Raw genomic sequence first — 23,444 nt, forward strand, 5'->3', positions numbered from 1 at the left:
TCAACACGCTAAATCTAGACGGATTTATTCTTGGTTAAATTTGACTATATATAGAGTTACTTGAGACTATATTCGGTATAATTAACTAATATCACAGATAAAATATATATTAAATGACTATCAACAGAAACAAAGAAAACTAATTTCAGATCCCAGGCATAATTTAGACTGTTCTAAATTAGCTAAGCGAGACAGGGTTTCCCTTTTAAAAGGGCGATGCGGAATCAACGTCTGTGGGTGGGTACACAGTCGCTCCAAATGGTCGCGCAGCAATCCGAGATCCGCATCCTTTGTATCGGCCTGCGGATCGAACACGAACACCGTTACTTTCCGCGCCCGGGTCAAAAGGGGCATCGCGTCGTGTACGGCACGGGCAGCCGCCCGCTCGGCGACCAGGGCGATCACGATGTCCTCTCCAACGGGTGCCGGCTGCCAGTTCCGCAACAGCATGATGATCGGCGCCCTGCCGACATCAACAAATCCCCGACACTTCGGACCGGATCATGTCGGAGATATCCAGGTTGGGCTGGTGTGGCAGCACGGCGGCCAACGCCTGGGCTCACGCGCCGTGGCCGTTGCAGCATTTGACGTTGCAGCATTTGACAATGCATAGGTAGGTGCCACCCGCCATAACTGGTCTCATGGCCTGATGGTTATTTCGGTCGCGCCCTTGCCGTATAGTCTGACCAGTTCGAAGAGGCGATGTGCGTTAGCGGGGTGTAGCCGCACGCAACCGTGAGATACGGGACGCCCAAGTTTGCCGATCTCCTTCGTGCCGTGGATGGCATATCCGCCGCGAAAGAAAATCGAATAAGGCATCGGCGACAAGTCATACCGCGTAGAAAACCAAGTCCGCTCAAGCCTTGTCGGTTGAAAGTGCCCGATTGGCGTCCGGTAGCCCCGCCGCGCCGTCGAGACAAGCCAGCTGTAGCTATTTTCGCCGCCCACTTCGACCATCATTCTTTGCTCTGAAAGGTCGATCAGAACTTCGACTTCTGCTGCAAATGCATGCGCTGCAGGGGAAAACTCAACCAACTGGACCGCGAGGGCAAACCAAAAGAAGCGCAATGTCTTTCCTTTGCAGAAGACGACACAATCATGGAACCCCTTCCTATTCATTTCCTACGCGAATGATTTGATTCACATCACGACCATGATCAGAAGTGCGTTTGCATCGGACTAGAGGACACTATGCCAGGTTCGTTTCGTTTGACGTCGGCTAGTACCGTGGCTCCTACGAACGCCACCATGAGCAAGCTGCCGAGGTGGTCTGAGGATGGCTGGCTGACCAAAATCCTGTGCCAACGGCAAGAATGTGGCGTGTCGCCAAGGATGCAACCTCGCTTTTGACTCTCATGGGGGGTCGGCCTGTCGATTGCCAATTGGCCAACAAAGCCTGCGGAGTAGCCCACTTTGTCGTTGATGATCCAAGCTCGTCCATATGATGCCGATCAATGCGGCGATGGATCAGCAGCGCTAGGTGGATCAGTGATAAATTTCTCGAGGACCGCGGCTTCGATGAAGATATTGATGCTCACAAACACCTTCACCCCTTATATTGGCGGCGTAGCCAATAGTGTCACTTGGCTTGCTGAAAGTTTGCGAGCGGCCGGCCATCGGGTTCTGATCATCGCGCCCGAGTTTGCCGGCGCACCAGAAGATGAAACCGATGTACTGCGAATTCCGGCCCTACAGCGCTTCGGAGGCAGCGATTTCTCGGTGCCGATCCCGCTCAGTCGCTCACTCGACGAGGCCTTGGATGCCTTCCAGCCCGACATCGTGCATTCCCATCACCCATTCCTTCTGGGCGACACGGCTCTCCGCATATCGGCGACGCGCGATCTGCCGATCGTATATACGTACCATACCCGGTACGAACTCTATGGCCATTACGTTGCGCAGCACTCGCCTGTTCTCAAACGGCTCGTTCTTAGCTTGGCCCTCGGCTATTGCGACCTTTGTGACGCCGTCATCGCGCCAAGCCAGAGCATTGCCCGATTTCTCATGGAGAATGGAGTCAAGACACCCGTGACCGTCGTTCCCACGGGGATCGATGCTGCCCGCTTCGACAACGGCGACGGCAAGCGAATGCGGTCTTCCAACAACATTCCGAGCGACGTCTTTGTAGTTGGTCACGTCGGCCGCCTGGCGCCCGAGAAAAACCTAGAATACCTGACCGAAGCCGCAAAACAATTCCTGACCTCTCATGCAGGCGCCCATTTCCTCGTCGCCGGAAGTGGCGAGGCGATGCCCTACATCCAGAACACTTTGACCGAAGCAGGCTTAGGCAACCGGGTGCATTTGGCGGGCGCGCTTACGGGACCGGACCTTGCCGACGCATATGCGGCCATGGATGTCTTTGCATTCTCCTCGCATTCCGAAACGCAAGGCCTCGTCCTTGTCGAGGCGATGGCCGCTGGCATCCCCGTTGTAGCGCTCGATGCGCCCGGTGCTCGCGAGGTTGTGGCCGATGGCCGCAACGGACGACTCCTTCCAGCCAACTCACCCGCCGATGATTTTGCGCGCGCGCTCCATTGGGTTGTCGATCGCAGTGTCGCCGAACGAAAGACGCTACGAGATGCGGCGCTCCAAACGTCGACGCGCTTTTCCAAAGAAGTCACGACGCAAATGGCGCTCGCTCTCTATGCGTCCACACTGGAGGCGCACAGAGTGGCGAGAGCGGGCAATGACAATACTTGGCAGGCCGCAAAGCGCGGCTTTGGCGAAGAATACAAAATCCTTCGAAATCTCGCCCACGCGATCGGCGATGCTGTCCTGGCAACGGCACCATGATGGTAGGCGCTTGCAGCTCCAGTCGATGAGTGCTCCGCCTCATGATGGCCGGCCTGATCAGGAACGGTGGTCGCGGAGGATCATGCGCGCTAGTCGCGATGCGTTGGCAAGCACCGCAAGCTTCTGTGCAGAGGTAGTTCTAAGAAGATGGTCCGCCTCGTGGCGGAAGAACACCGAACAGATTCTCCTCCTCGACCGGCTGTTGGCAGAAGGGGCTCCCGTCTTGGCTGTGTTTTGGCACGGCAAGTACCTCCCCTTGTTTGCCCTGGCTGAGGGACGCAGCGCGACAGTTTTCGTTGGTCAGTCATTTCGGGGGGAAGTCATCGCTCGGATATGTCGTCGCTTCGGTTATAAGGCTGTACTCATCCCGGCGCATTCTCACAGCGGTGACGCTTACAAAGTCATGGTTGAACGCCTCGCGACGAAGAAACTCGGGGTGCTTGCGGTGGACGGACCACTGGGCCCTTATCACGAAGTGAAGCCAGGCACGGTCCTGTTGGCGTCGCGACTTCAGTTCATGATCGTTCCGGTCTCAGTTGCCAGTGATCCCAAATGTGTCATGGCCGGACGATGGGACCAGCGAGAGTTGCCTCGTCCGTTTGCGACCGTAGCCATATCCGTCGGCGAGCCAATCCGGATACCAAAGGATCTCGATCAGAAGGCATTGTTGGAATCGTTAGTCTTGGTTCGCGCCAGACTGGAAGCCGTTGATGCGGACGCCGAAGCGCGCGTGCGCTCCGCAGTCGCCTTTCGGAGGCGAAAGCTGGCATAGGCCGATTGCCGACGTTCCGAATAGTTTCATGCGCGCGAAAGTCCCACTCGTCACCTGCATCAAACGGCGGTCAAGGAACCACGATGACGACGCATGGCGCCAAGGTCGCTACCTTTTGCGACACGCTTCCGAGGAGCAGTCCCGCAAGGCGTCCGTGGCCGCGTCGACCTATCACGATTGCATCGGCCTTCTCTCGTCGAGCCGTCTCGATGATCAACTCCGCGGGATCACCCCATCCAATTTGCACACGGACATCCGTTACACCGGCGCCCTCTGCTCGCTCCTTGGCCTGCCGCAACACCTGGTTTGAGAGTTCTTCCAGCGCATCAGCGGCATTTCCCTCTGCGCGCGCAAGCTGCCTCATCTCTTCGCCTGATATATTTCCGCCAACAGTCAGGATAGACAAGCGACTTCCAGTAGCACTAGCAAGCTCAGCCGCCACCTCAGTCGCGCGACTGGCTCCCATCGATCCATCCGTGGCAAGCAACATGCGCCGCATCGCGCTTCTCCCATTCGGAAACAGACCATCAGCACCAGTCTCAAGCAGGATTGCTCTCGATTGCATCGAGCAGTTTGCAGGTGCCGCCTTGATTTCGCGTCATTCAGGCAACTCCCCTACTCAGCACCCAAGTCATTTGGCTGTGTACCCACCGTCCACGAGATGGTAGCTGCCGGTGATGAAGCTGGCATCGGCAGACAGCAGGAAGCATGTCAGCGCCGAGACTTCCTCTGGTGTTCCCAGACGACCAATTGGATGCAGGGCCGCCAGTTGTCCGATAGCTTCAGCGTCCAGGTTCTTCGCCAGTAGCGGCGTATCGATGAAGGCGGGCCCGACGGCGTTGATGCGAATATTCTGGCCGGCATACTCCAGGGCTGCAGTCTTCGTCAGCCCGACGAGCGCGTGCTTGGTCGAAACGTAGGCACAGGCATTCTCCCAACCAACCGAGCCGAGAATGGACGACATGTTGACGATCGCGCCTCCGCCCGATTTCAGCATGGCGGCGATCTCATATTTCAGGCCGTAGAAAACGCCGTTGAGGTTGACGTCGATGATTTTCTGCCAGTCCTCGAGGGGATAGTTGACCGTCGTCTCGCTAGGCCCGCCGATGCCGGCATTGTTAACTGCGAGCTGGAGTCCGCCAAAAGTCTCCACTGCGAACGCTACCATCTGCTCGACCGAGCGCGGATCGGCGACATCGACCTGACAGGCACGCGCGTTGCCGAGCGTCGAGCTGATCTGCGTCACAGTTCTTACGGCAGACGCGATATCGATATCGGCGGCGACGACATGCGCTCCGCTTGCCGCCAGTTCAATTGCGATTGCAGCACCGATGCCTGATCCAGCCCCGGTTACGATCGCGGTCTTTCCTTGGAAATCTCTCATCGCGGCGCTCCATTGCCTACAACCCTAGCGACAAGCGCAAGATGACGACTTGATCATCGTCAAACTGCGGCCGCGGAGGGACGCCAATGGACCCGAAGCTGATCGCAGGGAATTTTTTCCGCGCAGCGGTCAGCGGATCGCAATGCCGGCGAGACCTCCAGCATGCATACTTTCTGCGGCCGAGCAGAGCGCTCATACGGCGATCGTGCGCATGGTGCGCAGCGCCACCACCAACCAAATTAAACGACTCCAGGAATTTCATCACCGGCGACGAGCGGCTGTTGCGGGTGGAGCAGATCACCGTTGACGAAGTGCAGATTGGTCCGGCAGACAGCCATGCCTCAATCTTCAACCCGGTCTCACCCACCGATCAGCTTCAAAGGAGTGCCGATCCTTTCGAGTACCATCGCTTTCCTGATAGCTGCCGAAAAAAGAGGGAGCGGACCACGATCCGCCTCCCCTTTACCGCCCGAACATATCAGACGATCATAATACGGTCATCGACCATATGGACCCCAGGCGCGGCCCAGGCGGCCCTCACCGTCGCACTCCGCTCGGCCCAGGTATGCACCTTGCCATCGAGCGTAACCTTTCCGCCGGACACGGTGACTTCTATGCCCTTCGCCTCAACTTCGGCGTTGCGTTTCAATGCATCTTCTATGCGCTTTTTTACGTCCGGTACTGATGCGTGGGGCTTTACCTCAATGTTGTTGTAGACGCCGAGCACGCCGTCCAAGTACCGGATGGCGGCGAACGCTGCGGCTCTCTGATACTGCCAGTCCACCTTACCGGTGAGGGTTATCCAGCCATCTTGGACCTTCACCTGCACTGCTCCGTCGGGGACCACCGTATTCCAGCTGATTGTATGCAGAGCACGCTTCGCGATCTCGTCGTCAGCGGTGACATTGGCGCCGAAAGGCCGTACTTCGATCTCCTGGGCAACACCTTTTACGCCCTTGACGGAGAGTACCGCATTTTCCGCTGCTGCCTTCTGTGCAAACGTCGAGACGTGGCCAGTCAGTGTGACTACACCGTTGTCGACGGCGACGCCGATGTTGGCCGCGTCGATACTGGGCTCGAACTCCAGCTCATCGATGATGTTCTGTCGCAAGATATTGTCGTTCATGTCGCACCTCCACGAGCGGTTCGCACCCACTCGACGATTTCAAAATGCACGAAGGAGCGGTCGCCGCCTTGATGAGAATCAAAAGGCTAGTGTGCTTGGGGGATCCTCTTCCGGGTGCGCCGCGAGACTGATCAGCGCGATTACCGTTCGGCCGAAGCGGCGGTCACCGTCGCCATCCTCGCCGTTTACGAGATGTGCACCTGTGCCGTCAGCGCGCTGCGAAAGGATTGGCGCAAGACAGGCCTGAGTGCCCACTGCGAGGTCGGCCGTCTGCGCGAGGCGATGGTCCATCGTCCGGACCTCAGCCTGCGCAGGCGTACAGCGGAGAACTGCAAGTCCACTCTTCGGCGACTGTGGCCGCCCACTCACCCACTTGATCTCGATGGACATTGCCGGCACGGGTTCGATACGGTGGACACGACCCGCCGAGATCGCGGCAGTATCGACCTGCTGACAGGGGAGGCATGGAACACTTCGAGACGTCAGAAAATGCCCCCATCCGCCTGCGGACCATCCCCGCAGGAATCTGGGCGCTGGGCTTCGTGTCGCTGCTGATGGACGTCTCGTCCGAGATGATCCACGCTTTGCTGCCGATCTACCTCGTGACCGCAATGGGGGCATCAATGGTGACGGTCGGGATGATCGAAGGCGTTGCTGAGGCGACGGCCGCCATCACCAAGGTCTTCTCCGGTGCGCTGTCTGATTGGTTGGGAAAACGCAAGCTGCTGGCCGTCATCGGTTACGGTCTCGCCGCCGTCACCAAGCTGGTGTTCCCGCTGGCTTCAACAGTCGGCTGGGTCATGGCGGCGCGCTTTGTCGACCGGATCGGCAAGGGAATCCGCGATGCACCCCGTGACGCGCTGGTTGCAGATATTGCTCCGCCCCACTTGCGAGGCGCGAGTTTCGGCCTTCGTCAGTCGCTCGACACGGTTGGTGCATTTGTCGGACCGCTCCTGGCGATTGGCTTCATGTGGCTGACCTTCAATCAGTTTCAGATCGTGTTCTGGGTCGCGATCCTACCTGGCGTGCTGGCGGTGGCTTTGCTGCTCGTTGTGGTCAAAGAGCCAGCGCGACCTGCGGGTCTGCGCGAGGTGCGCGCGCCCTTGAGTCTGCCTGAGCTGCGGAGCCTTGGCTCTTCCTTCTGGCTCGTCGTGTGCGTCGCCACGGTGTTCACTTTGGCCAGATTCAGCGAGGCCTTTCTGATACTGCGCGCGCAAGCAATGGGTTTGCCGATCGTACTCATCCCCTTGGTACTCGTGGTCATGAACGTAATCTACTCGCTCGCGGCCTATCCGGCGGGCGCGCTCTCCGATCGCGTCAATCGCCTGACAATGCTAATTATCGGCTTTTCGATCCTGATTGCTGCAGACCTTGTCCTGGCGCGTCCCGGAAATCTTGCCGGTGTCGCGCTCGGCGTGGCGCTCTGGGGCCTGCATCTGGGATTTACACAAGGGCTTTTGGCAACGCTGGTCGCCGATACGGCGCCGCCAGAATTGAGAGGCACCGCCTTCGGGATTTTCAATCTGTCGGGTGGGCTCTCGCTGCTGGCGGCCAGCCTGTTGGCAGGCATGCTCTGGGACAATTTTGGCCCGCAGATGACCTTCCTGGCGGGCGCGGGTTTCACCGCGCTGGCGCTCCTTGGTCTTGGCCTGGTCCGCTGGCGTGTCCCAGCCCTTGGGCGCAATCAGAAGACCGAGACCGAAGAAGGAACGACGTCCAGTCAATCCGAAACTCGTCCCTGATGTACCTATTCGATGGAAACCAATTGGCAGCGATGCAAGGCAGCATTGACCCGGATCAAAACCAAACTTCTAGCCTACTGTATGATTCAAAATAAATCATCTGAACGAGGCTATCATGAAACCGCAGAGAACCTGGGTCCTGGTCGCAGATGGAGCACGCGCACGAATTCTGCGAGATGTCCTATCGACCGGGAAGACGCCTGACAAACAAGAAGATCTGGTGTTCCATTCGGAACCGCGGCAATTGCGCGAGATCATGGCCGACAAGCCGGGTCGCAGCTTCGCTTCGACTGGGGCACGACGATCGGCGATGGAATATCATTCCGATCCGGTTCGCGATGAGGACCGAGCCTTTGCTGCAAAGCTGGCCGACACGCTGCAGGGTCATCATCTTGCTGGAGATTTCGACCAGCTCGTGGTCGCCGCCGCCCCCCAAATGCTAGGCGACCTTCGTCTCGCTTTTCCGGAAAGCCTTCGCAAGGTCACGGCCGCCGAAATAGCCAAGGATTTCACCAAGCTGCCGGAACATGAGCTTCGGGACGTGATCCGGAAGCTCGAAATCAAGCGCCTATCCACGGATGAATGAGCAGCAGAGGCGTTCGTTCACGCTATCGATAGGGGTTTCCTGCGGTCATGGATGAAAACGCCGCGCAGGCGCGACCTCGGCTCATATGTAGCGGTCCCGACGAGATAGTTATTTCCGTGGGCGCCGTCTCAGCCCTCGGGGTTGAACCTGGCAGCAACCGGCCGTGTTCAGGCCGGCGAAGAATCAGGTGAAAGCGATCTGCTGTCTGCCGCGAGACCGGGCCATCGGCTCTCCGGGGCAATTTGATGCATCTGACGGTGGCCGCGCGAATTCCTAGGTTCTTGACCCTCGGGAGATGAACGATGTTGATACGCACCCTAGGCATGAACGAATGTACAAAGGTGCTGGCCGGGCATCATTTGGCCCGTCTGGCTTGCGCCAAGGACGGGCGCCCCTATCTGGTTCCGATCTACTACGCCTACGCGGATGAGGCACTCTATGCCTTCTCCATTCCAGGCAAGAAGATCGACTGGATGCGTGCCAATCCGCAAGTGTCGGTGCTCGTCGAAAGTCCGCTACAAAGACGTCAATGGAAGAGCGTGATCGTGGACGGACGCTATGAAGAGCTGCCCGAGCGGATTGGGCACAAGCGCCAGCGGGATCATGCATGGTCGTTGCTGAGCACTCATACGGATTGGTGGGAGCCCGGCGCCCTGAAGCCTGTGACGCCTCCCTTGGCCGACGATGCCCGGCACATCTTCTTCCGTATAGTCATTGAGGAGGTTTCGGGGCGCGAAGCGAAGGAGTAAAGGGCGTGCGCGGATCAACTCTGGTCACGAGCCCCCTTGATGAATTCCGTTGCGAGCTCCCGAGGGACGCTCACGTGTAGCCGGCAGATAAAGTGACAACGCGGAGATTGTCCACTACGCGGACAGCGCCGGGCGTGTTTTCCGCCGCGATGCGTATTGCTGCGCGCACCTTTTCATCCGCGACCGTTCCGTTCAGATTGACGACACCGTCGCGAACGACGACGTCGATCGTGGCGCCATGCGTCCAGGGTTTGCTTTCGACTTCGTCCAAAATGCTCTTGCGGATTGCCAGGTCGCTGAAGACCGATGAAGGGATTTCACCAGTATGTCGCGACAGCGCCGACAATAGGTTGGAGCGGCTTACGATGCCGATCACTTTGCCGTCGCTGACGACAGGCAACCGCTTGATGCCGCGTTCTTCCATCAGGTCGACGATCTCGCTGACGGGGGTGTCCGGTCCGACGCTTGCGACGTCGCGGCTCATGACGTGCTCGACCTTCCGCCCATGCTCCTGCGCGTATTCCTGCGCCAATTGTCTCGCACTCAGCCAGATTTCGAGCCATCGTGGGCGATGACGCTCGGTTCCGATCTCCTCCCGACGCAACAGATCGCGCTCGGTAACAATGCCCAGCAGCTTTCCTTGTGCGTTGACGACCGGCAGGCCGCTGACGTGGTGCTCAAGCATGACACGCGCCGCATGCTCGATGGTGGTGTCAGGACGTACCGTCGTCGCCCCCAAGGTCATGATGTCACTGGCTTTCATTGTATTGCCTCACTGTTTCTGGTCGCCGCTTCAGCCATGGCGACCTTGCGCTTCACCGCGATGAAGCTGTCTGGACTGACCGAGATCGAGTCGATGCCGCAGTCGACGAGGAATGTCGCGAATTCGGGATGATCGCTCGGCGCTTGCCCACAGAGGCCAATCTTGGCGCCAGACTTGCGGGCTGCACTGATGACGTTCGAGATCATCCATTTGACCGCGGCATCTTGTTCGTCGAACAAGCTCGCGAGCTCGGCGGAGTCCCGATCGACGCCAAGTGTGAGCTGTGTAAGGTCGTTCGATCCGATCGAGAAGCCGTCGAAGCGTTTTGCGAATTCCGCCGCTAGGATGACGTTGGATGGGATTTCGCACATGACGAAGACCTCCAAGCCATCTTCGCCGCGCCTGAGCCCGTTCGCTGCCATGGCCTCGAGCACCTGGTCGGCCTCATGCGTCGACCGGCAAAACGGGATCATCACGATGACGTTCCGAAATCCCATTTCGTTCCGCAGCCGACGGATGGCTCGGCACTCAAGCGCGAAGCCCTCGCGGTAAAGCGGGGAGTAGTAGCGGGATGCTCCTCGGAACCCGATCATCGGGTTTTCCTCTTTTGGCTCGAACTGGGCGCCACCTATCAGCCCGGCATATTCATTGGTCTTGAAATCGCTCATGCGCACAATGACGGGCTTCGGGTAAAGCGCCGCGGCGATGCGCGACAGCCCGCGCGCCAACCGGTCGACAAAATACTCCGTCTTGTCAGCATAGCCGGCCGTCAATTCCGCGATCTCGCGCTTGGCGGCCTCGTCCTTGAGCTGGTCGAAGTGCACCAGCGCCATCGGATGGACGCGGATGTGGTTGCTCACGACGAACTCCATGCGGGCGAGACCGACACCGTCGGCGGGAAGACGCCACCAGTGCAACGCGGCGGCCGGATTTGCCAGATTGAGCATAATCTGGGTGTGCGTTTCGGGAAGGTTGGTCATGTCGACCATCTCTGTTTCGAAGTCGGCCGTTCCTTCGTAGACAAATCCCTGGTCGCCTTCGGCGCAGGACACCGTTACCACCTGCTCGCCATGCAGCAACTCAGTAGCGTTGCCGGTCCCGACGATTGCTGGCAAGCCGAGTTCGCGACTGACGATGGCAGCATGCGACGTGCGCCCGCCGTGATCGGTGACGATCGCCGCTGCCCGCTTCATGATTGGCACCCAATCCGGATCGGTGGTTCCGGTGACGAGGATTGCACCGTCGACGAAGTTGGCGATATCGCGGGCATTTTCGATCAGGCAGACGCGACCTGCGACGACCGCATCACCGATAGCAAGGCCAGTAGTGAGCTTTCTGCCCTTTCGCGTGATCGTGTAAGACCTGAATGCTGCCATTTCGCGACGGGACTGGACCGTCTCTGGCCGCGCCTGGACGATGAAGGTCTCGCCTGTCTCGCCGTCTTTTGCCCACTCCATGTCCATCGGACAGCCGTAATGGGCCTCGATCGCAGCAGCCCATCTGGCAAGCACCAGGATATCCCGATCCTCAAGAACGAAAGCCGTGCGCTCGATCTTCGAGGTCGGCACATTGCGGGTTGGCTTCTCGCCGTTGGCGTAGATCATCTTCAGCGCCTTGCCGCCACACTTCTTGCCGATGATGGGGACGAAAGCGGGAGTGGAGAGCAAGGGCTTGAAGACCTGATATTCGTCAGGATCGACGGCGCCTTGCACAACATTTTCGCCCAGTCCCCAAGCGGCGTCGATGACGACGACATCCTTGAAGCCGGTTTCCGTGTCGATCGAGAACATGACGCCCGATCCACCAAGATCCGAACGGACCATCTGCTGCACGCCGATTGAAAGGGCGACGCTCATATGGTCGAAGCCTTTTGCCTGGCGATAGCTGATGGCTCGATCGGTAAAGAGCGATGCGTAGCAACGGCGGCATGCCACCAACAGAGCCTTGTCACCACGAATGTTCAGGAAGGTTTCCTGCTGACCGGCGAAGCTCGCGTCGGGCAAATCCTCGGCGGTCGCGCTCGAACGCACGGCGACATCGACCTCTGCTTTTCCAATGCGCTGGCAAAGCTCGCGATAGGCGGTCGTGATTGCCGTCGCGGTTTCCTCGGGCCAATCACCATGCAGAAACAATTCCCGAATCGCCTGGCCGGTCTCGGCAAGAGTGGCCTTGCCGGCAGCCAATGCGCCAAGCAGCTTTTGGATGCGCTCCTCCAGCCGGTTCGCCTGTATGAAATCCCAGTAGGCCTCAGCCGTGGTCGCAAAACCAGGCGGGACACGAATGCCCTTTGGTGCCAAAGCCTGCACCATCTCGCCCAGCGAAGCATTCTTGCCACCGACACGGCCGACATCACCGCGTCCGATCTCTTCAAATCGGACCGTTAGCCTGGCGACTCGTGATGATTGCCCACTCATTCGACTCTCCCGGAACATTCTGGTCAATCTGCCGATTTCGCGGTCAGAAACCTTGATCCCGGTCAAGAATTCGAAACAGGACGTCGGTGCGAACGCCTTATCCATCTCGTGCCATCGATATATCGGCATGGACAGCGCGCCGCACTGCTGCGCGGGCCAGCAGGCGGATATGTCGGACAAGTCCAATCTACTGGAAGGGTGCTGGAATATGGCATTGCGTGCACCGGCTCCCGCCCCCGCGACTTCAACGCCTTCGATCGTGGCTAGGGCCTGAGCGCCACATCGAAGCCGGGTGTCTCCCACATATTGACGCAAATCAACGACGCTACCACGCATCCGTCGCAGCCTGCCCTAAGTCGGACCGATCCGACCTAACGGGAGGATAATATGAAACTGTTCATTCAAGGCGTGGCGATCGCGTTTGGGCTTGGGCTGGCGATGGCATCCACCACCGCGCGAGCGGATGGCACCGTGGAGGTGCTTCACTGGTGGACATCGGGCGGCGAGGCAAAAGCTGTCGGCGAACTGAAGAAATCATTTGAGACCCAGGGCGGCACCTGGATCGACTCGCCGATCGCCGGCGGCGGCGGCGACGCCGCAATGACGGCTCTGCGCGCGCGCGTCGTGGCAGGAAATCCGCCAACGGCGGTGCAGCTCAAGGGACCAGGCATCCAGGAATGGGCCAAGGAAGGCGTGCTGAACAACGTCAACGACGTTGCCACCAAAGAGGGCTGGGACGCCGTGCTGCCGCCGGTTCTAGCCGGCATCATGAAATATGAAGGCAAGTACGTCGCAGCTCCTGTCAATATTCACCGTGTCGATTGGTTCTGGGCGAATCCGGCCGTGCTGGCCAAGGCTGGTATTACCGGGATGCCAACGACGTGGGACGAGTTCAACGCCGATGCCGAAAAGCTGAAGGCGGCAGGGATTACGCCGCTGGCCCATGGCGGCCAGCCTTGGCAAGATGCAACCGTGTTCGAGACCGTCGTGCTGGGCGTCGGCGGGGCCGATTTCTATCGCAAGGCGCTCGTCGATCTGGACCAGAAGGCCTTGACCAGCGACACGATGGTCAAGTCGTTCGACGAACTGCGCAAGCTTCGCAGTTATGTCGACCCAAACTTCTCGGGACGTGACTGGAACCTCGCCACGGCGATGGTCATGAATGGTCAAGCTGGTTTCCAGATCATGGGCGACTGGGCAAAAGGTGAGTTCCTGGCCGCCGGCAAGAAGCCAGGCGTGGATTTCGTGTGTGCGCCCACGCCGGGCAAGGGGTTCATCCTGAATTCGGACAGCTTCACCTTCTTCAAGGTCTCCGGCCAAGAGCGGCTGAAGGGCCAGACGGTGTTGGCAAGCTTGATCATGTCGCCTGCTTTCCAGGAGACCTTCAACCTTGCCAAAGGCTCGATCCCCGCGCGTACCGACGTGCCGCTCGACAAGTTCGATTCCTGCGCGCTGAAGTCGCATGAGGATCTGTTGGCGGCGGTCAAGGACAACTCGCTGGTGCCTTCTATGGCTCATGAGATGGCGGTCTCGCGCTCCGTGCGGGGCGAGTTCCTCGACCTCGTGACGAACTTCTTCAACTCCGACATGAGTTCGGCAGATGCCGTCAAGGCGCTTGCCAAAGCGGTGAAGCGCGCGCAGCAGCCGTGACCTGAACCATTGCGGGACCGCCCTCCGCGGTCCCGCTCCGCCGGAAGTGAAGTCCAGAGGGCGACGGGCAAGCTTATTCGACAGCTATCCCGCGAGGGGATGGAAAGACGCCCCGCGACGCATGTCGCGGAAGCCGCCTAAAATGAATGCTGCGGTGCAGGATATTTGATCCGAATTCTGCCCGAGACCGATGAGTTGTCGTGTTCGTCTTTCGATCTGCAGGAAAGCCATCAAAATGAACCGGGGCCGATCCGAGGATCGCAAATCGAAACGCAAACAGCGGGCGATTGTGGATACCCACCCTGTTCCTTCGCCACCCCACCCCTCGCGGAGGCAGCTGCCGCTGCCCTGGCAGACTCCCAAGTCTCCCGAAGACGATCCGGAGGCGGCTGGCAGGCTGGAGGCAATTCTCGCCAGTCCCAGTTATAGGTTGCCTGTCGAGGATCCCGCCTTTCTCGAGAACGATGACACCCGTGGCCCGCGGCTTGAGATTGACTATCTGAAGCCGGAAATGCTGCTGCGCCAGCACGGCATTCGCGGAACGATTGTCGTTTTCGGTAGCACTCGCATCTGCGAGCCCGCTGCCGCGCAGCGTAACCTCCGGGCGCTTCGTGGTACGGAGGTGGTGCAACCGGACGCTGACGCGAGCTTACGCCTCGGAGCGGCCGAACGCATCGCGGCAAAGGCCCACTTCTACGATGTCGCACGCCAGTTCAGCAGACTGGTCAGCCGTGCCAACCATGATCAGCAAGATCGCGGCATCGTCATCATGACCGGTTCCGGCCCAGGGATCATGGAGGCCGCCAATCGTGGCGCCTTCGATCTCGGCGCGCCATCGGTGGGCCTCAACATCAGCCTGCCGAACGAGCAATATCCCAATCCATATGTCAGCCCGGAACTCTGCCTTCGGGTGCATTATTTTGCCATCCGGAAGCTTCATTTCCTGCTGCGAGCCAAGGCTCTCGTCGCCTTCCCTGGCGGATTTGGAACGTTCGACGAGCTGTTCGAAACCCTGACCCTCGTTCAGACCCGCAAGATCAAGCCGATCCCAATCATCCTCGTGGGTGAGAGATTCTGGCGCCGCGCAATAGACATCGATTTCTTGGTCGAGGAAGGGGTCATCGATCCCGAGGATCGCGACCTCTTCTGGTTTGCCGAAACCGCGGAGGACATCTGGGAGGGCATCCTTCGGTGGCATGCGGCGGCTGGAGAGCCGCTCTATCCTGTTGGGGGCGCCGGCACATGAAGATTTCTGTCCATGGCGCGGCCTGCGCCGGTCGGCGCACCTTGATTGGCTGAGGAGACTTTCAGGCCGTCACTCAAGTTCGAGCTGCCGCAGATAGACTGCGTGCCGGCGTCAGTGCCCGCGGATGAACTGCTTCGCCGGCTTGAGACTTCGCCTGCAGGGCTTTCGGGCCCGGAGGCTGCCGGACGGCTCGCAGATCCTGCCGCGACACGCCAAGTCCACCGCGGCACAACAGCGTAAATCGCTACATCGGAACGATGTTGTCCCGGCAAATTGACGCAAATCAACGAGGTCACCATACACGCGTCGCAGACTGTCTAAAGTTGGATCGATCCGACTTACTCGGGGGGTGAGATGAGGCTGCTTCTTCAACTCCACCATGAACTCGGCAAATGCTGCCAAGCCGTTTGCCAAAGCGGCGAAGCACGAGCAGCAGCCTCGAGTTTGTTGCGGGACTGTCCCCTTGGCCCCGTACTCGCAATGGGGAGGCGCAAGTGGTCCAGCCAATGAAGCGTCGCCCGACGACTGTCGACCGGTTTCTGGATCGTTGGCTGCCGCAGATCGTAGTCTCACCGCTTTTCGCGATGAGTCTGTTTTTCGTCTATGGCTTCATCGTCTGGACCGTCTACATCTCTTTCACCCGCTCATCCGTGCTGCCCAGCTACGCTCTGGACGGGCTCAGTCAGTACGTCAGGCTATGGGCCACGCCCCGCTGGTACGTGGCCCTCACGAACCTGTTCATATTCTCGAGCCTGTTCATCATTTGCTGCACGGCGATCGGCATCCTGCTCGCGATCCTGCTCGACCAGCGCATCCGTATCGAGGGCGCGATCCGGACGATCTACCTTTATCCGATGGCGCTCTCATTCATTGTGACCGGCACGGCGTGGAAGTGGATTCTCAACCCCGGCCTTGGCATCGAGCATCTGATGCAGCAGCTCGGCTACGAGAACTTCCATTTCGATTGGCTCGTCAATCCTGACATGGCGATCTACACGATCGTCATCGCCGGCGTATGGCAATCGTCTGGATATGCGATGGCGCTGTTCCTGGCGGGCCTCAGGTCCGTTGACGACGAGGTGCTCAAGGCCGCCGCGATCGACGGCGCCGGGCCGATCCGCACCTATGTCTCGATCATCCTGCCGATGATGCGGCCTGTCTTTATGTCGACCTTCATCATACTGGCGCACCTGGCCATCAAGAGCTTCGACTTGGTCATGGCGCTGACCGGGGGTGGGCCGGGCTACGCTACCGATATGCCCGCCACCTTCATGTATTCCTTTGCGTTCCAGCGCAGCGAGCTGGGCACTGCGGCTGCGAGTGCGGTGATGATGCTGGTCACCATCCTGGCGATCATTGTCCCCTACCTGTATTCCGAACTCAGAGAGAAGAACCGGTGAGCGCGCAGGCGGTGGCCGGAATCGTTCGCGCCGGTGGCATGCGCCAGCGAGTGCTGCGCGTCCTGCTGTTCGCCGTGCTTTGCCTCTTCTGTCTCTATTATCTAGCTCCCCTGTTCGTGATGATCACAACATCGCTGAAGCCGCTGGCGGAGATCCGGTCGGGCTCGCTGATCAGCCTGCCCAAGCAAGTGACTTTCGATGCCTGGGGCAAGGCCTGGAGCACAGCTTGCGTCGGTGTGCGCTGCAACGGGTTGAAACCCTATGTCTTGAACTCCGTGATGATGGTCGTGCCAGCGGTGCTCATCTCGACCTTTTTAGGCGCGATCAACGGATATGCCCTTACCAAGTGGCGTTTCCGCGGGGCTGACACGATCTTTGCGATGATGCTGTTCGGCGCGTTCATCCCCTTCCAGGTCGTGCTGCTTCCGATGGCTCGCGTGCTGGGTGTGCTTGGCCTGGCAGGATCCGTTTACGGGCTCATCCTCGTTCACACAGTCTATGGGCTTGCGTTCACGACGCTGTTCTTCCGAAACTTCTTCATTGGCGTTTCGGACGGCATCATCCGGGCGGCGATGATCGATGGCGCGGGATTCTTCGGCATTTTCTTTCGGATCGTCGTGCCGATGGCGCCGCCAGCTATCGTGGTCACGGTGATCTGGCAATTCACCCAGATATGGAACGATTTCCTATTCGGGATCGCGTTCACCGTGGGCGACAGCAATCCGGTGACGGTCGCGTTGAACAACGTGGTGAACACATCGACCGGTGTAAAGGAATACAATGTCGACATGGCGGCTGCCATCATCGCCGCGATCCCGACGCTTCTGATCTATCTGGTTGCAGGCCGATATTTCGTCCGCGGCCTCGCCGCTGGGGCAGTCAAGGGATGATACATTGGCAAAGATAGAATTGAAGAACGTGCGCAAGCTCTTCGGCTCGAGCGAAGTGATAAAGGGCATTGACCTTTCGCTGGAGGAAGGCGAATTCGTCGTTCTTGTCGGGCCATCCGGCTGCGGCAAGTCGACTCTGCTGAACCTCATCGCCGGCCTTGAGACGCTGAGCAGCGGCGAAATCATCATCGGGGATGAACGCGTCAACGACATTCCGCCGCGTGACCGCGACGTCGCGATGGTATTCCAATCCTACGCCCTCTATCCGACGAAATCGGTGGAGGACAATATCACGTTCGGCCTGGTTACCAGGCATGTTCCGATTGCAGAGCGCGAGAGGGCGCTGGCCGACGTTGCCGCGCTCCTGCACATCGAGAAATTGCTGGATCGCAAGCCTAGCCAGCTTTCGGGAGGCCAACGCCAGCGAGTTGCAATGGGACGGGCACTGGTGCGTCATCCCGCCGTCTTTCTGTTCGACGAACCGCTTTCAAACCTTGACGCCAAGCTGCGCGTCGAGATGCGTACGGAGATCAAGAAGCTGCATCAGCGGCTCGGCAAGACCACCGTCTATGTCACGCACGACCAGATAGAGGCGATGTCCTTGGCATCGCGCATCGCGGTCATGGACAACGGAACGATCCGGCAGTTCGGACCGCCCGAGGAGATATATGAAAGGCCGGTCGACCTGTTCGTGGCGAGCTTCATCGGGTCGCCATCGATGAACCTGTTCAGCGGGCGCGTGATCGAGCAGGCGGGTCTCAGGCTGCAGGTCGAGGATCGCGCAGGCACAGTCCTGTTTCCGATCCCCAAAGCGCTGGAAGCGGCAGCGAGACCCCATCTGGGCGGCGAGCTCATACTCGGCCTCAGGCCAGAGGTGATCGTTCGTGAGGGCGCGCACCGGCCCGGGGCGGATACGTTTTTGTTCGAACGCGCGATTGACGTGGTCGAGCCGACTGGTCCGGACACGTTGCTGGTGTTTACACTGGGGGGGATCGAGGCGATCGGGCGCGTCGACCCGCAGGACAAAGTGCCCGTAGGGACGATGTTCCGGTTCGAGGTCAACATGAACCGCGCAAAGATATTCGATCCTGCAACCGGCCTTCACCTCTGACGTCAGGATCCTCGATGAGGCCCATCGGGAACCCAATTTTTGCGGGCCTTGGGACAATGCGGACTTTAGCCCGCGCCCGCCGGCATCCCCAGCGCACAAGGCGGCTTGAACTGCTTCCAATGACGTTGACCCAGGTCCTATACCCGTGTCCAATAGCGGGTGGCATTTGCCCAGTGGTCGAGTGCGCCAGTTGAATGGATAGCTGGCACCGAACGCCTTGGCCTGGGGGCAATGGATGTTGTCGAGGTCAAGGTGCATTATTCGTGTTGATGTTTTGCGCCAGGTCAAGGCGGCGACAGGCCGGGTCCAAGCAAGCTGTTTCTAAGATAGCCAGTCGCGATTGGCGTACGCGATACACAAGCGTCAATGACTGCACGGGTTGGTGTGGAAGATTGCCGAGCAGCTCGTGACACGGATCCTAACCATAACGCTCAACCCAGCGCTCGACGTTTCAAGCGAAACGGAAACCGTGCGCCCGACTCGCAAGGTGCGAACCACCGACACAAGGTTTGATCCCGGCGGTGGCGGTATCAATGTTGCCCGCGTCATCACGGCGTTAGGAGGAGAAGCCGAAGCCTACTTCCTTGCAGGAGGAGAGACAGGCTCGCTACTGGCGCGCTTGCTGCAAAAGGAAGGAGTGCTCGGTCACCTTGTGCCGATCAGGGGCGATACCAGGATCAGCTTCATGGTTCGCGAACGCAGCACGGGCCTCGAATATCGCTTCGTTCCCGAAGGGCCTTCAGTGCGGCCTGGAGAATTGAAGCCGTGTCTAGATATAATTGCATCCCACGCGGGACAGTACGTTGTTGCGAGCGGAAGTCTCCCCAAAGACACTGCTTCCGACATTTACGGCCGAATGGCCAAGTTGGCAGCAGCGCGCGGTGCGAAATTTGTTCTCGACAGTTCCGGCACCGGTCTCGGTACGACGCTCAAGCATTCTCGTGTCTTCCTGGTGAAACCGAGCCTTGGGGAGTTGGAGCAGTTTGTCGGCCACAAACTTGATGAAATGGGTGTCCGCCAAGCTGCGTCCGACATAGTGGCCAGCGGCGCGGCAGAGTTGGTCGCGGTTACCATGGGGGCGGACGGCGCACTTCTTGCCAGCGCTCAGGGTGTGCTGCGCGTGCCTGCGATCCATGTGCGCGCGCGCTCTACCGTCGGTGCGGGAGACAGCTTCCTCGGAGCAATGATCTGGGCACTTTCCGAAGGTAAGGCCCCTGAGGAGGCCCTCAGATTGGGCGTTGCGGCCGGTGCAGCTGCAATTATGAGGCCCGGCTTTCAGCTTTGCCGTCGACAGGACGTGTTCGACCTGAGCGCGGCTGCATCGTCACAATAGCGGATGGCGCCAACGCGTTGAGCTAACGCGGACCTATCCCGCGAAATGCTGTCAAATATGTTGGCATCAGAATTCCGAACGGGACAGCGCCACTGCCGCACCACGCAATCCTGCGTCCAGCGCCTTGATCACAAAGATCGGGATCGGCTCGAGATAGGATGACAGGCGCCCCTTGTATTGAAACTCCCTGTGGAAGAACGCCAAACGGAACGCGGTGGCTTCTGAAGGGTCGAAAACCCTCGCTGGGATGCCACCGCCCAGGTAGACGCCGCCCCGAGCGCCGTAGACAAGGGCCATGTCCCCAGCGAAACGACCGAGCCACCTCTCAAGATACCCGAGAGCCTCGAGGGCGAGGCGATTCTCGCCGTGCAGCGCCTGTTCCACGATCTCGGGTGCTGTTGCTAGTCCCACCGCGTCCCCCTGCGTCTCGGCCAGTGCCTGGTAGATATGCACGAGCCCTGGACCCGAAATCAAACGCTCCGCCGAGACGTGCTTTTCGTTTTTTGTGATGAGCTTGATGAGCGAGAGTTCATCCGCATCTTCCGCCGCGAAGGATATGTGGCCGCCTTCGCTGGGGATTGCGACCCATCCTGACGGAGAAGAGACAAGACCGGCGACCCCTAGACCCGTGCCCGGTCCAAGCACCACCTTCGGCGCGCGATCCACCGGGTCTCCCCCGCCGATTTTATGAAGGTCGTGTGGCCCCAAGAAGGGCAGAGACATGGCAAGCGCCTCGAAATCATTGACCAAATGAACGTACTTTGCGCCGCTCGCCAAGCACAGCTCCTTGCGCGAGAAGGACCATGGAAGATTTGTCATGCGGACAGTCTCCTCCGTAACCGGACCGGCAATAGCGAAACCCGCGATCGAGGGCCGGTGGGGGATGCAATCCATGTAGGCTTTGATCGCGGTCTGGAGCGATGGAAACATGTCGCACCGAAAACTGGCGAAATGTTGGATTGTGAGTTCATCGATGTCCGCTATCGCAAACCGCGCGTTGGTCCCACCTATGTCAGCCACAAGAGCAATGCGAGATTTATCGGTCAGGGTCATGTTTCCAACACTCATTTCAGACGGATAGGCCCAAACGCCAAAGGATGTTTGCGCTGAGTTCCCAACTGACCATCCGCAAATGCAGGTGCATAATAGGCGTCGTCATGCACCCAAGTGTTTGAATGCTAGCACAGGCTCCCAAAGCCATTTTGATTCACGTCAACATGAAAGTCGTGTCTCTCCTCGAGCTTTAACAATGAGCGTTTGAGAGAAACTCCCAGGCTCGTGCGGCGTCTGGCAGTTGCTGGTCACAGTCTGATTTCGACATTTCAAATGGCGTTTCCAATAGCGAACGGTCGGCGTCGCCAGACTGTCCGCCTGCACACGGCCGACGACTCAAATCACGAACTCGTTCTTGGGCCTGAGCGGTCTCCAATGATCGCCATATCAAATCTCTTGTGGGGATCCCCAGGCCGCTCGTATCCTTGCCCAGCAACCAATAGCCGACGCGATTTCGGGCAATTGCGATCAATTGTTGATCGCGACAACGGCGGGCCTGCTTTGGTGCGACCTTTCGAAATGCAGAACTATGACGACGCTCGCCGCAGCGGCGAAGAAGCACCAGACGGAAACAAAAGCCTCCCAGTAGAGCGTGTAGGCGACGACCAAACCCACGAGAATGATCCCTCCAAGAGCGACCACCGTTCGTTGCGTCGACAGCATCAAAGGGAGCACGGTCGCGGCAAGATAAGCAAGTGCCACCACGACACCGTGTTCAGTCACATTGACGTAGACAATATGGCCATCCTGGATGGTGGCGCCGTGTGGCCAATTGACGATGTCCCAAAGGAGGTAGGTGCCGACACCCAGACCGGCAGCTACACAGGCTAGGATGACTCTTCGGCGACTTTGGTTTGGCTCGACCAACATCACGGCAATTGGCGCGTAAATCGGCCAGAACGACTCTGCAAGGATGAGAAATAGAAATGTCAGCCCGGCTGAAATCGATCCGTCTCGCGCTGTCGGGAGATTGAGCCACAGCAAGCCTTCTAAGACCTGCTGGGCGGCGAAGAAAATAGGAGCCATGGCCAGGGGCAATTCTCGCCATGTCCTGGCTCGTCGGAGTGCGGTGATTCCCATCGCGGCGGTCAGACCCGCGGTGAGAAAACTTGCCGTTGCTGAAAAGCACATCGCCGGTCTTTCGCTGCCTAGATCCAAGCTTGGCAGGTTTAGGCCAGCGGCGCTCCAATATTCTCGAATAGTTTCGCCACCGGCTCTCCACACGTGCCGTGTCAGCCTGTACTGGATCTAGATCGCGCCAGGGCCCGCACGATTTTCGCTCGGCGCATGCCGACATGCCCCCGACTGACGCCCTTTCAGCCATTCCCGGCAAAATGCGGGACAGCCCATTGCTACGTGTCAGGCTCCAAATCGCGTCCTCCCCCGGACTGCGTTTTCGAGGGATCGCTTTGCCTTGAATCAATTTGCAGGCCTCCGGCATCGCCTAGGCTGACGCTCAATTCTGGGCGCCCCGCGCGGTGAGCACCGTTTCACTTTTTTCCCGGATTGAAGCACTTCCACCCGCCAGATACGGGACCGAACGAAAGCCAGGCCCATGCTCGCTCCCTCAACGATTTTACCCATAGAAACGCATGGCCTTTCGAAGTCGTTCGATCAAAACGTGGTTGTCGACCGCGTTGATCTGCAGGTGCGCCAGCGAGAGATCTTCGGCCTGATCGGCCCCAATGGCGCGGGAAAAACAACATTGATCAAGATGCTGACGACCCTGTTGCCGCCATCGAGTGGCAGTGCCACGGTCGCGGGATACGACCTGCGGCGCCAAGCAGGGCGCATTCGTGCCCACATCGGTTATGTGCCGCAGTTGCTTTCGGCCGACGGGGCGCTGACCGGCTACAAGAACCTGCTGTTGTCCGCGCGGCTCTACCTCATTCCGCGCGCCGAGCGCGAACAGCGGATCAGGGAAGCGCTGGAGATGACGGAACTTGCCGGAGCAGCGGATCGACGTCTTCATGGCGATCGCCGGCGGCGATGTCGAAATGGGTGGCGACTACCGGGATGTCAGGCAGACGCGCAGGAGTGCCAGCGATCATGGCTAGGACCGTTCAAGCGATCATCGATTATGGCACCGAGGTTCATGCGGTGGCCGATGCGGAGATACGCAAATTGCGGCATGATCCGAGCGAAATCCTGACACGCGCCATCCAGCCGGCGATCTGGCTTGTTTTGTTCGGCGAGGTGATGACCCAGGTGCGTGGCCTGACGTCTGGCAACGGTCGCTATCTCGACTTCCTGGCGCCGGGCATCCTCGCCCAAAGTGTGCTTTTCGCGGCGATCTTCTACGGCATCGCCGCTATCTGGGAGCGCGACCTCGGCATCCTCCACCGCTACATGGTGAGCCCGGCGCCGCGCAGCGCGCTGGTCCTCGGCAAGGCGTTGTCGTCCGCTGTTCGCGGCTTGACGCAGGCTGTCGT

At 59.2% G+C, this 23,444-nt stretch carries 21 protein-coding genes and 1 pseudogene; 13 read left to right on the forward strand and 9 right to left on the reverse strand.

The features are described from left to right. Positions 1 to 120: 120 nt before the first annotated feature. Both BLS48_RS00165 and BLS48_RS00170 read right to left on the reverse strand, forming a co-directional pair. Positions 121 to 405 carry a hypothetical protein gene (locus tag BLS48_RS00165; RefSeq protein ID WP_143019359.1) on the reverse strand — a complete coding sequence of 95 codons (285 nt, stop codon included), beginning with the start codon at positions 403 to 405 and terminating at the stop codon, positions 121 to 123. Between the two features lie 234 nt (positions 406 to 639). Beyond that, positions 640 to 1,068, reverse strand: coding sequence for a L,D-transpeptidase (locus tag BLS48_RS00170; RefSeq protein WP_244529471.1), 429 nt, complete (start codon positions 1,066 to 1,068; stop codon positions 640 to 642). A gap of 450 nt (positions 1,069 to 1,518) precedes the next feature. Here BLS48_RS00170 and BLS48_RS00175 point away from each other — a divergent pair, with 450 nt between their 5' ends. Beyond that, a complete protein-coding gene (locus BLS48_RS00175) occupies positions 1,519 to 2,793 on the forward strand; it encodes a glycosyltransferase (RefSeq protein WP_091574536.1) in 1,275 nt (424 codons plus the stop codon). 229 nt (positions 2,794 to 3,022) lie between these two features. Then, the gene (locus BLS48_RS35500; RefSeq protein WP_244529499.1) at positions 3,023 to 3,565 is read left to right on the forward strand and encodes a lysophospholipid acyltransferase family protein; all 543 of its coding nucleotides are present in this window, start codon (positions 3,023 to 3,025) and stop codon (positions 3,563 to 3,565) included. A gap of 70 nt (positions 3,566 to 3,635) precedes the next feature. Here BLS48_RS35500 and BLS48_RS00185 read toward each other — a convergent pair whose 3' ends face one another. From BLS48_RS00185 to BLS48_RS00195, 3 genes are all read right to left on the reverse strand, one after another. Beyond that, a complete protein-coding gene (locus BLS48_RS00185) occupies positions 3,636 to 4,130 on the reverse strand; it encodes a universal stress protein (RefSeq protein ID WP_342028489.1) in 495 nt (164 codons plus the stop codon). Positions 4,131 to 4,196: 66 nt separating this feature from the next. Then, the gene (locus BLS48_RS00190; RefSeq protein WP_091574540.1) at positions 4,197 to 4,949 is read right to left on the reverse strand and encodes an SDR family NAD(P)-dependent oxidoreductase; all 753 of its coding nucleotides are present in this window, start codon (positions 4,947 to 4,949) and stop codon (positions 4,197 to 4,199) included. Between the two features lie 478 nt (positions 4,950 to 5,427). Beyond that, entirely contained in the window at positions 5,428 to 6,075 is a 648-nt protein-coding gene (locus tag BLS48_RS00195; RefSeq protein ID WP_091575588.1) for a BON domain-containing protein, read from the reverse strand. Positions 6,076 to 6,539: 464 nt separating this feature from the next. Between BLS48_RS00195 and BLS48_RS00205 the strand changes: the two genes are divergently transcribed. The 3 genes from BLS48_RS00205 (at position 6,540) to BLS48_RS00215 (ending at position 9,152) form a co-directional block, all read left to right on the forward strand. Beyond that, positions 6,540 to 7,817, forward strand: coding sequence for an MFS transporter (locus BLS48_RS00205; RefSeq protein WP_091574543.1), 1,278 nt, complete (start codon positions 6,540 to 6,542; stop codon positions 7,815 to 7,817). Between the two features lie 115 nt (positions 7,818 to 7,932). Next, positions 7,933 to 8,403, forward strand: a complete 471-nt coding sequence (locus BLS48_RS00210) for a host attachment protein (protein ID WP_091574545.1) — start codon at positions 7,933 to 7,935, stop codon at positions 8,401 to 8,403. A 302-nt stretch (positions 8,404 to 8,705) separates the two neighbouring features. After that, positions 8,706 to 9,152, forward strand: coding sequence for a pyridoxamine 5'-phosphate oxidase family protein (locus tag BLS48_RS00215; RefSeq protein ID WP_091574548.1), 447 nt, complete (start codon positions 8,706 to 8,708; stop codon positions 9,150 to 9,152). Positions 9,153 to 9,222: 70 nt separating this feature from the next. On the opposite strand, the gene BLS48_RS00220 is transcribed toward BLS48_RS00215, so the two are convergent. Then, positions 9,223 to 9,915, reverse strand: a complete 693-nt coding sequence (locus BLS48_RS00220; RefSeq protein ID WP_091574550.1) for a CBS domain-containing protein — start codon at positions 9,913 to 9,915, stop codon at positions 9,223 to 9,225. Then, positions 9,912 to 12,329, reverse strand: a complete 2,418-nt coding sequence (gene ppsA / locus BLS48_RS00225; RefSeq protein WP_091575589.1) for a phosphoenolpyruvate synthase — start codon at positions 12,327 to 12,329, stop codon at positions 9,912 to 9,914. The genes BLS48_RS00220 and ppsA overlap by 4 nt, the downstream gene beginning before the upstream one ends. 387 nt (positions 12,330 to 12,716) lie before the next feature. Between ppsA and BLS48_RS00230 the strand changes: the two genes are divergently transcribed. The 6 genes from BLS48_RS00230 (at position 12,717) to BLS48_RS00255 (ending at position 19,959) form a co-directional block, all read left to right on the forward strand. Next, positions 12,717 to 13,979 (forward strand): ABC transporter substrate-binding protein, encoded by a 1,263-nt coding sequence (locus BLS48_RS00230; protein ID WP_091574553.1) that lies wholly within the window; start codon positions 12,717 to 12,719, stop codon positions 13,977 to 13,979. A gap of 235 nt (positions 13,980 to 14,214) precedes the next feature. After that, the gene (locus tag BLS48_RS00235; RefSeq protein ID WP_091574556.1) at positions 14,215 to 15,225 is read left to right on the forward strand and encodes an LOG family protein; all 1,011 of its coding nucleotides are present in this window, start codon (positions 14,215 to 14,217) and stop codon (positions 15,223 to 15,225) included. 506 nt (positions 15,226 to 15,731) lie between these two features. Continuing rightward, a complete protein-coding gene (locus BLS48_RS00240; RefSeq protein ID WP_091574558.1) occupies positions 15,732 to 16,625 on the forward strand; it encodes a carbohydrate ABC transporter permease in 894 nt (297 codons plus the stop codon). Continuing rightward, positions 16,622 to 17,515 (forward strand): carbohydrate ABC transporter permease, encoded by an 894-nt coding sequence (locus tag BLS48_RS00245; RefSeq protein WP_425284641.1) that lies wholly within the window; start codon positions 16,622 to 16,624, stop codon positions 17,513 to 17,515. The genes BLS48_RS00240 and BLS48_RS00245 overlap by 4 nt, the downstream gene beginning before the upstream one ends. A gap of 4 nt (positions 17,516 to 17,519) precedes the next feature. Beyond that, entirely contained in the window at positions 17,520 to 18,626 is a 1,107-nt protein-coding gene (locus BLS48_RS00250; protein WP_091575591.1) for an ABC transporter ATP-binding protein, read from the forward strand. A 382-nt stretch (positions 18,627 to 19,008) separates the two neighbouring features. Next, positions 19,009 to 19,959 carry a 1-phosphofructokinase family hexose kinase gene (locus BLS48_RS00255; protein WP_244529472.1) on the forward strand — a complete coding sequence of 317 codons (951 nt, stop codon included), beginning with the start codon at positions 19,009 to 19,011 and terminating at the stop codon, positions 19,957 to 19,959. Between the two features lie 66 nt (positions 19,960 to 20,025). Here the strand turns inward: BLS48_RS00255 and glk are convergent, their stop codons facing one another. Next, positions 20,026 to 21,012 carry a glucokinase gene (gene glk / locus BLS48_RS00260; protein WP_167364888.1) on the reverse strand — a complete coding sequence of 329 codons (987 nt, stop codon included), beginning with the start codon at positions 21,010 to 21,012 and terminating at the stop codon, positions 20,026 to 20,028. Between the two features lie 468 nt (positions 21,013 to 21,480). Beyond that, positions 21,481 to 22,143, reverse strand: coding sequence for a DUF6629 family protein (locus BLS48_RS00265; RefSeq protein ID WP_143019360.1), 663 nt, complete (start codon positions 22,141 to 22,143; stop codon positions 21,481 to 21,483). Positions 22,144 to 22,567: 424 nt separating this feature from the next. Between BLS48_RS00265 and BLS48_RS36730 the strand changes: the two genes are divergently transcribed. Together BLS48_RS36730 and BLS48_RS36735 are read left to right on the forward strand one after the other, a co-directional pair. Beyond that, complete coding sequence (locus tag BLS48_RS36730; RefSeq protein WP_091575593.1) at positions 22,568 to 23,164, forward strand: ATP-binding cassette domain-containing protein; 597 nt, start codon at positions 22,568 to 22,570, stop codon at positions 23,162 to 23,164. Next, positions 23,062 to 23,409, forward strand: a pseudogene (locus BLS48_RS36735) (ABC transporter permease); the annotation flags it as partial. The gene BLS48_RS36730 and the pseudogene BLS48_RS36735, both read left to right, overlap by 103 nt. Positions 23,410 to 23,444: the final 35 nt, after the last annotated feature.

It is taken from the genome of Mesorhizobium qingshengii, from assembly GCF_900103325.1.
Taxonomy (GTDB): Bacteria; Pseudomonadota; Alphaproteobacteria; order Rhizobiales; family Rhizobiaceae; genus Mesorhizobium; species Mesorhizobium qingshengii.

Bases quoted from the DNA above. Each gene is read 5' to 3' on its own strand.
- BLS48_RS00175 (WP_091574536.1), top strand. From the start codon at position 1,519: ATGAAGATATTGATGCTCACAAACACCTTCACCCCTTATATTGGCGGC.
- BLS48_RS00210 (WP_091574545.1), top strand. From the start codon at position 7,933: ATGAAACCGCAGAGAACCTGGGTCCTGGTCGCAGATGGAGCACGCGCA.
- BLS48_RS00220 (WP_091574550.1), bottom strand. From the start codon at position 9,915: ATGAAAGCCAGTGACATCATGACCTTGGGGGCGACGACGGTACGTCCT.
- BLS48_RS00215 (WP_091574548.1), top strand. From the start codon at position 8,706: ATGTTGATACGCACCCTAGGCATGAACGAATGTACAAAGGTGCTGGCC.
- BLS48_RS36730 (WP_091575593.1), top strand. From the start codon at position 22,568: ATGCTCGCTCCCTCAACGATTTTACCCATAGAAACGCATGGCCTTTCG.
- BLS48_RS00185 (WP_342028489.1), bottom strand. From the start codon at position 4,130: ATGCAATCGAGAGCAATCCTGCTTGAGACTGGTGCTGATGGTCTGTTT.
- BLS48_RS00190 (WP_091574540.1), bottom strand. From the start codon at position 4,949: ATGAGAGATTTCCAAGGAAAGACCGCGATCGTAACCGGGGCTGGATCA.
- BLS48_RS00235 (WP_091574556.1), top strand. From the start codon at position 14,215: ATGAACCGGGGCCGATCCGAGGATCGCAAATCGAAACGCAAACAGCGG.
- BLS48_RS00205 (WP_091574543.1), top strand. From the start codon at position 6,540: ATGGAACACTTCGAGACGTCAGAAAATGCCCCCATCCGCCTGCGGACC.
- BLS48_RS00240 (WP_091574558.1), top strand. From the start codon at position 15,732: ATGAAGCGTCGCCCGACGACTGTCGACCGGTTTCTGGATCGTTGGCTG.
- ppsA (WP_091575589.1), bottom strand. From the start codon at position 12,329: ATGAGTGGGCAATCATCACGAGTCGCCAGGCTAACGGTCCGATTTGAA.
- glk (WP_167364888.1), bottom strand. From the start codon at position 21,012: ATGACCCTGACCGATAAATCTCGCATTGCTCTTGTGGCTGACATAGGT.
- BLS48_RS00230 (WP_091574553.1), top strand. From the start codon at position 12,717: ATGAAACTGTTCATTCAAGGCGTGGCGATCGCGTTTGGGCTTGGGCTG.
- BLS48_RS00195 (WP_091575588.1), bottom strand. From the start codon at position 6,075: ATGAACGACAATATCTTGCGACAGAACATCATCGATGAGCTGGAGTTC.
- BLS48_RS00265 (WP_143019360.1), bottom strand. From the start codon at position 22,143: ATGTGCTTTTCAGCAACGGCAAGTTTTCTCACCGCGGGTCTGACCGCC.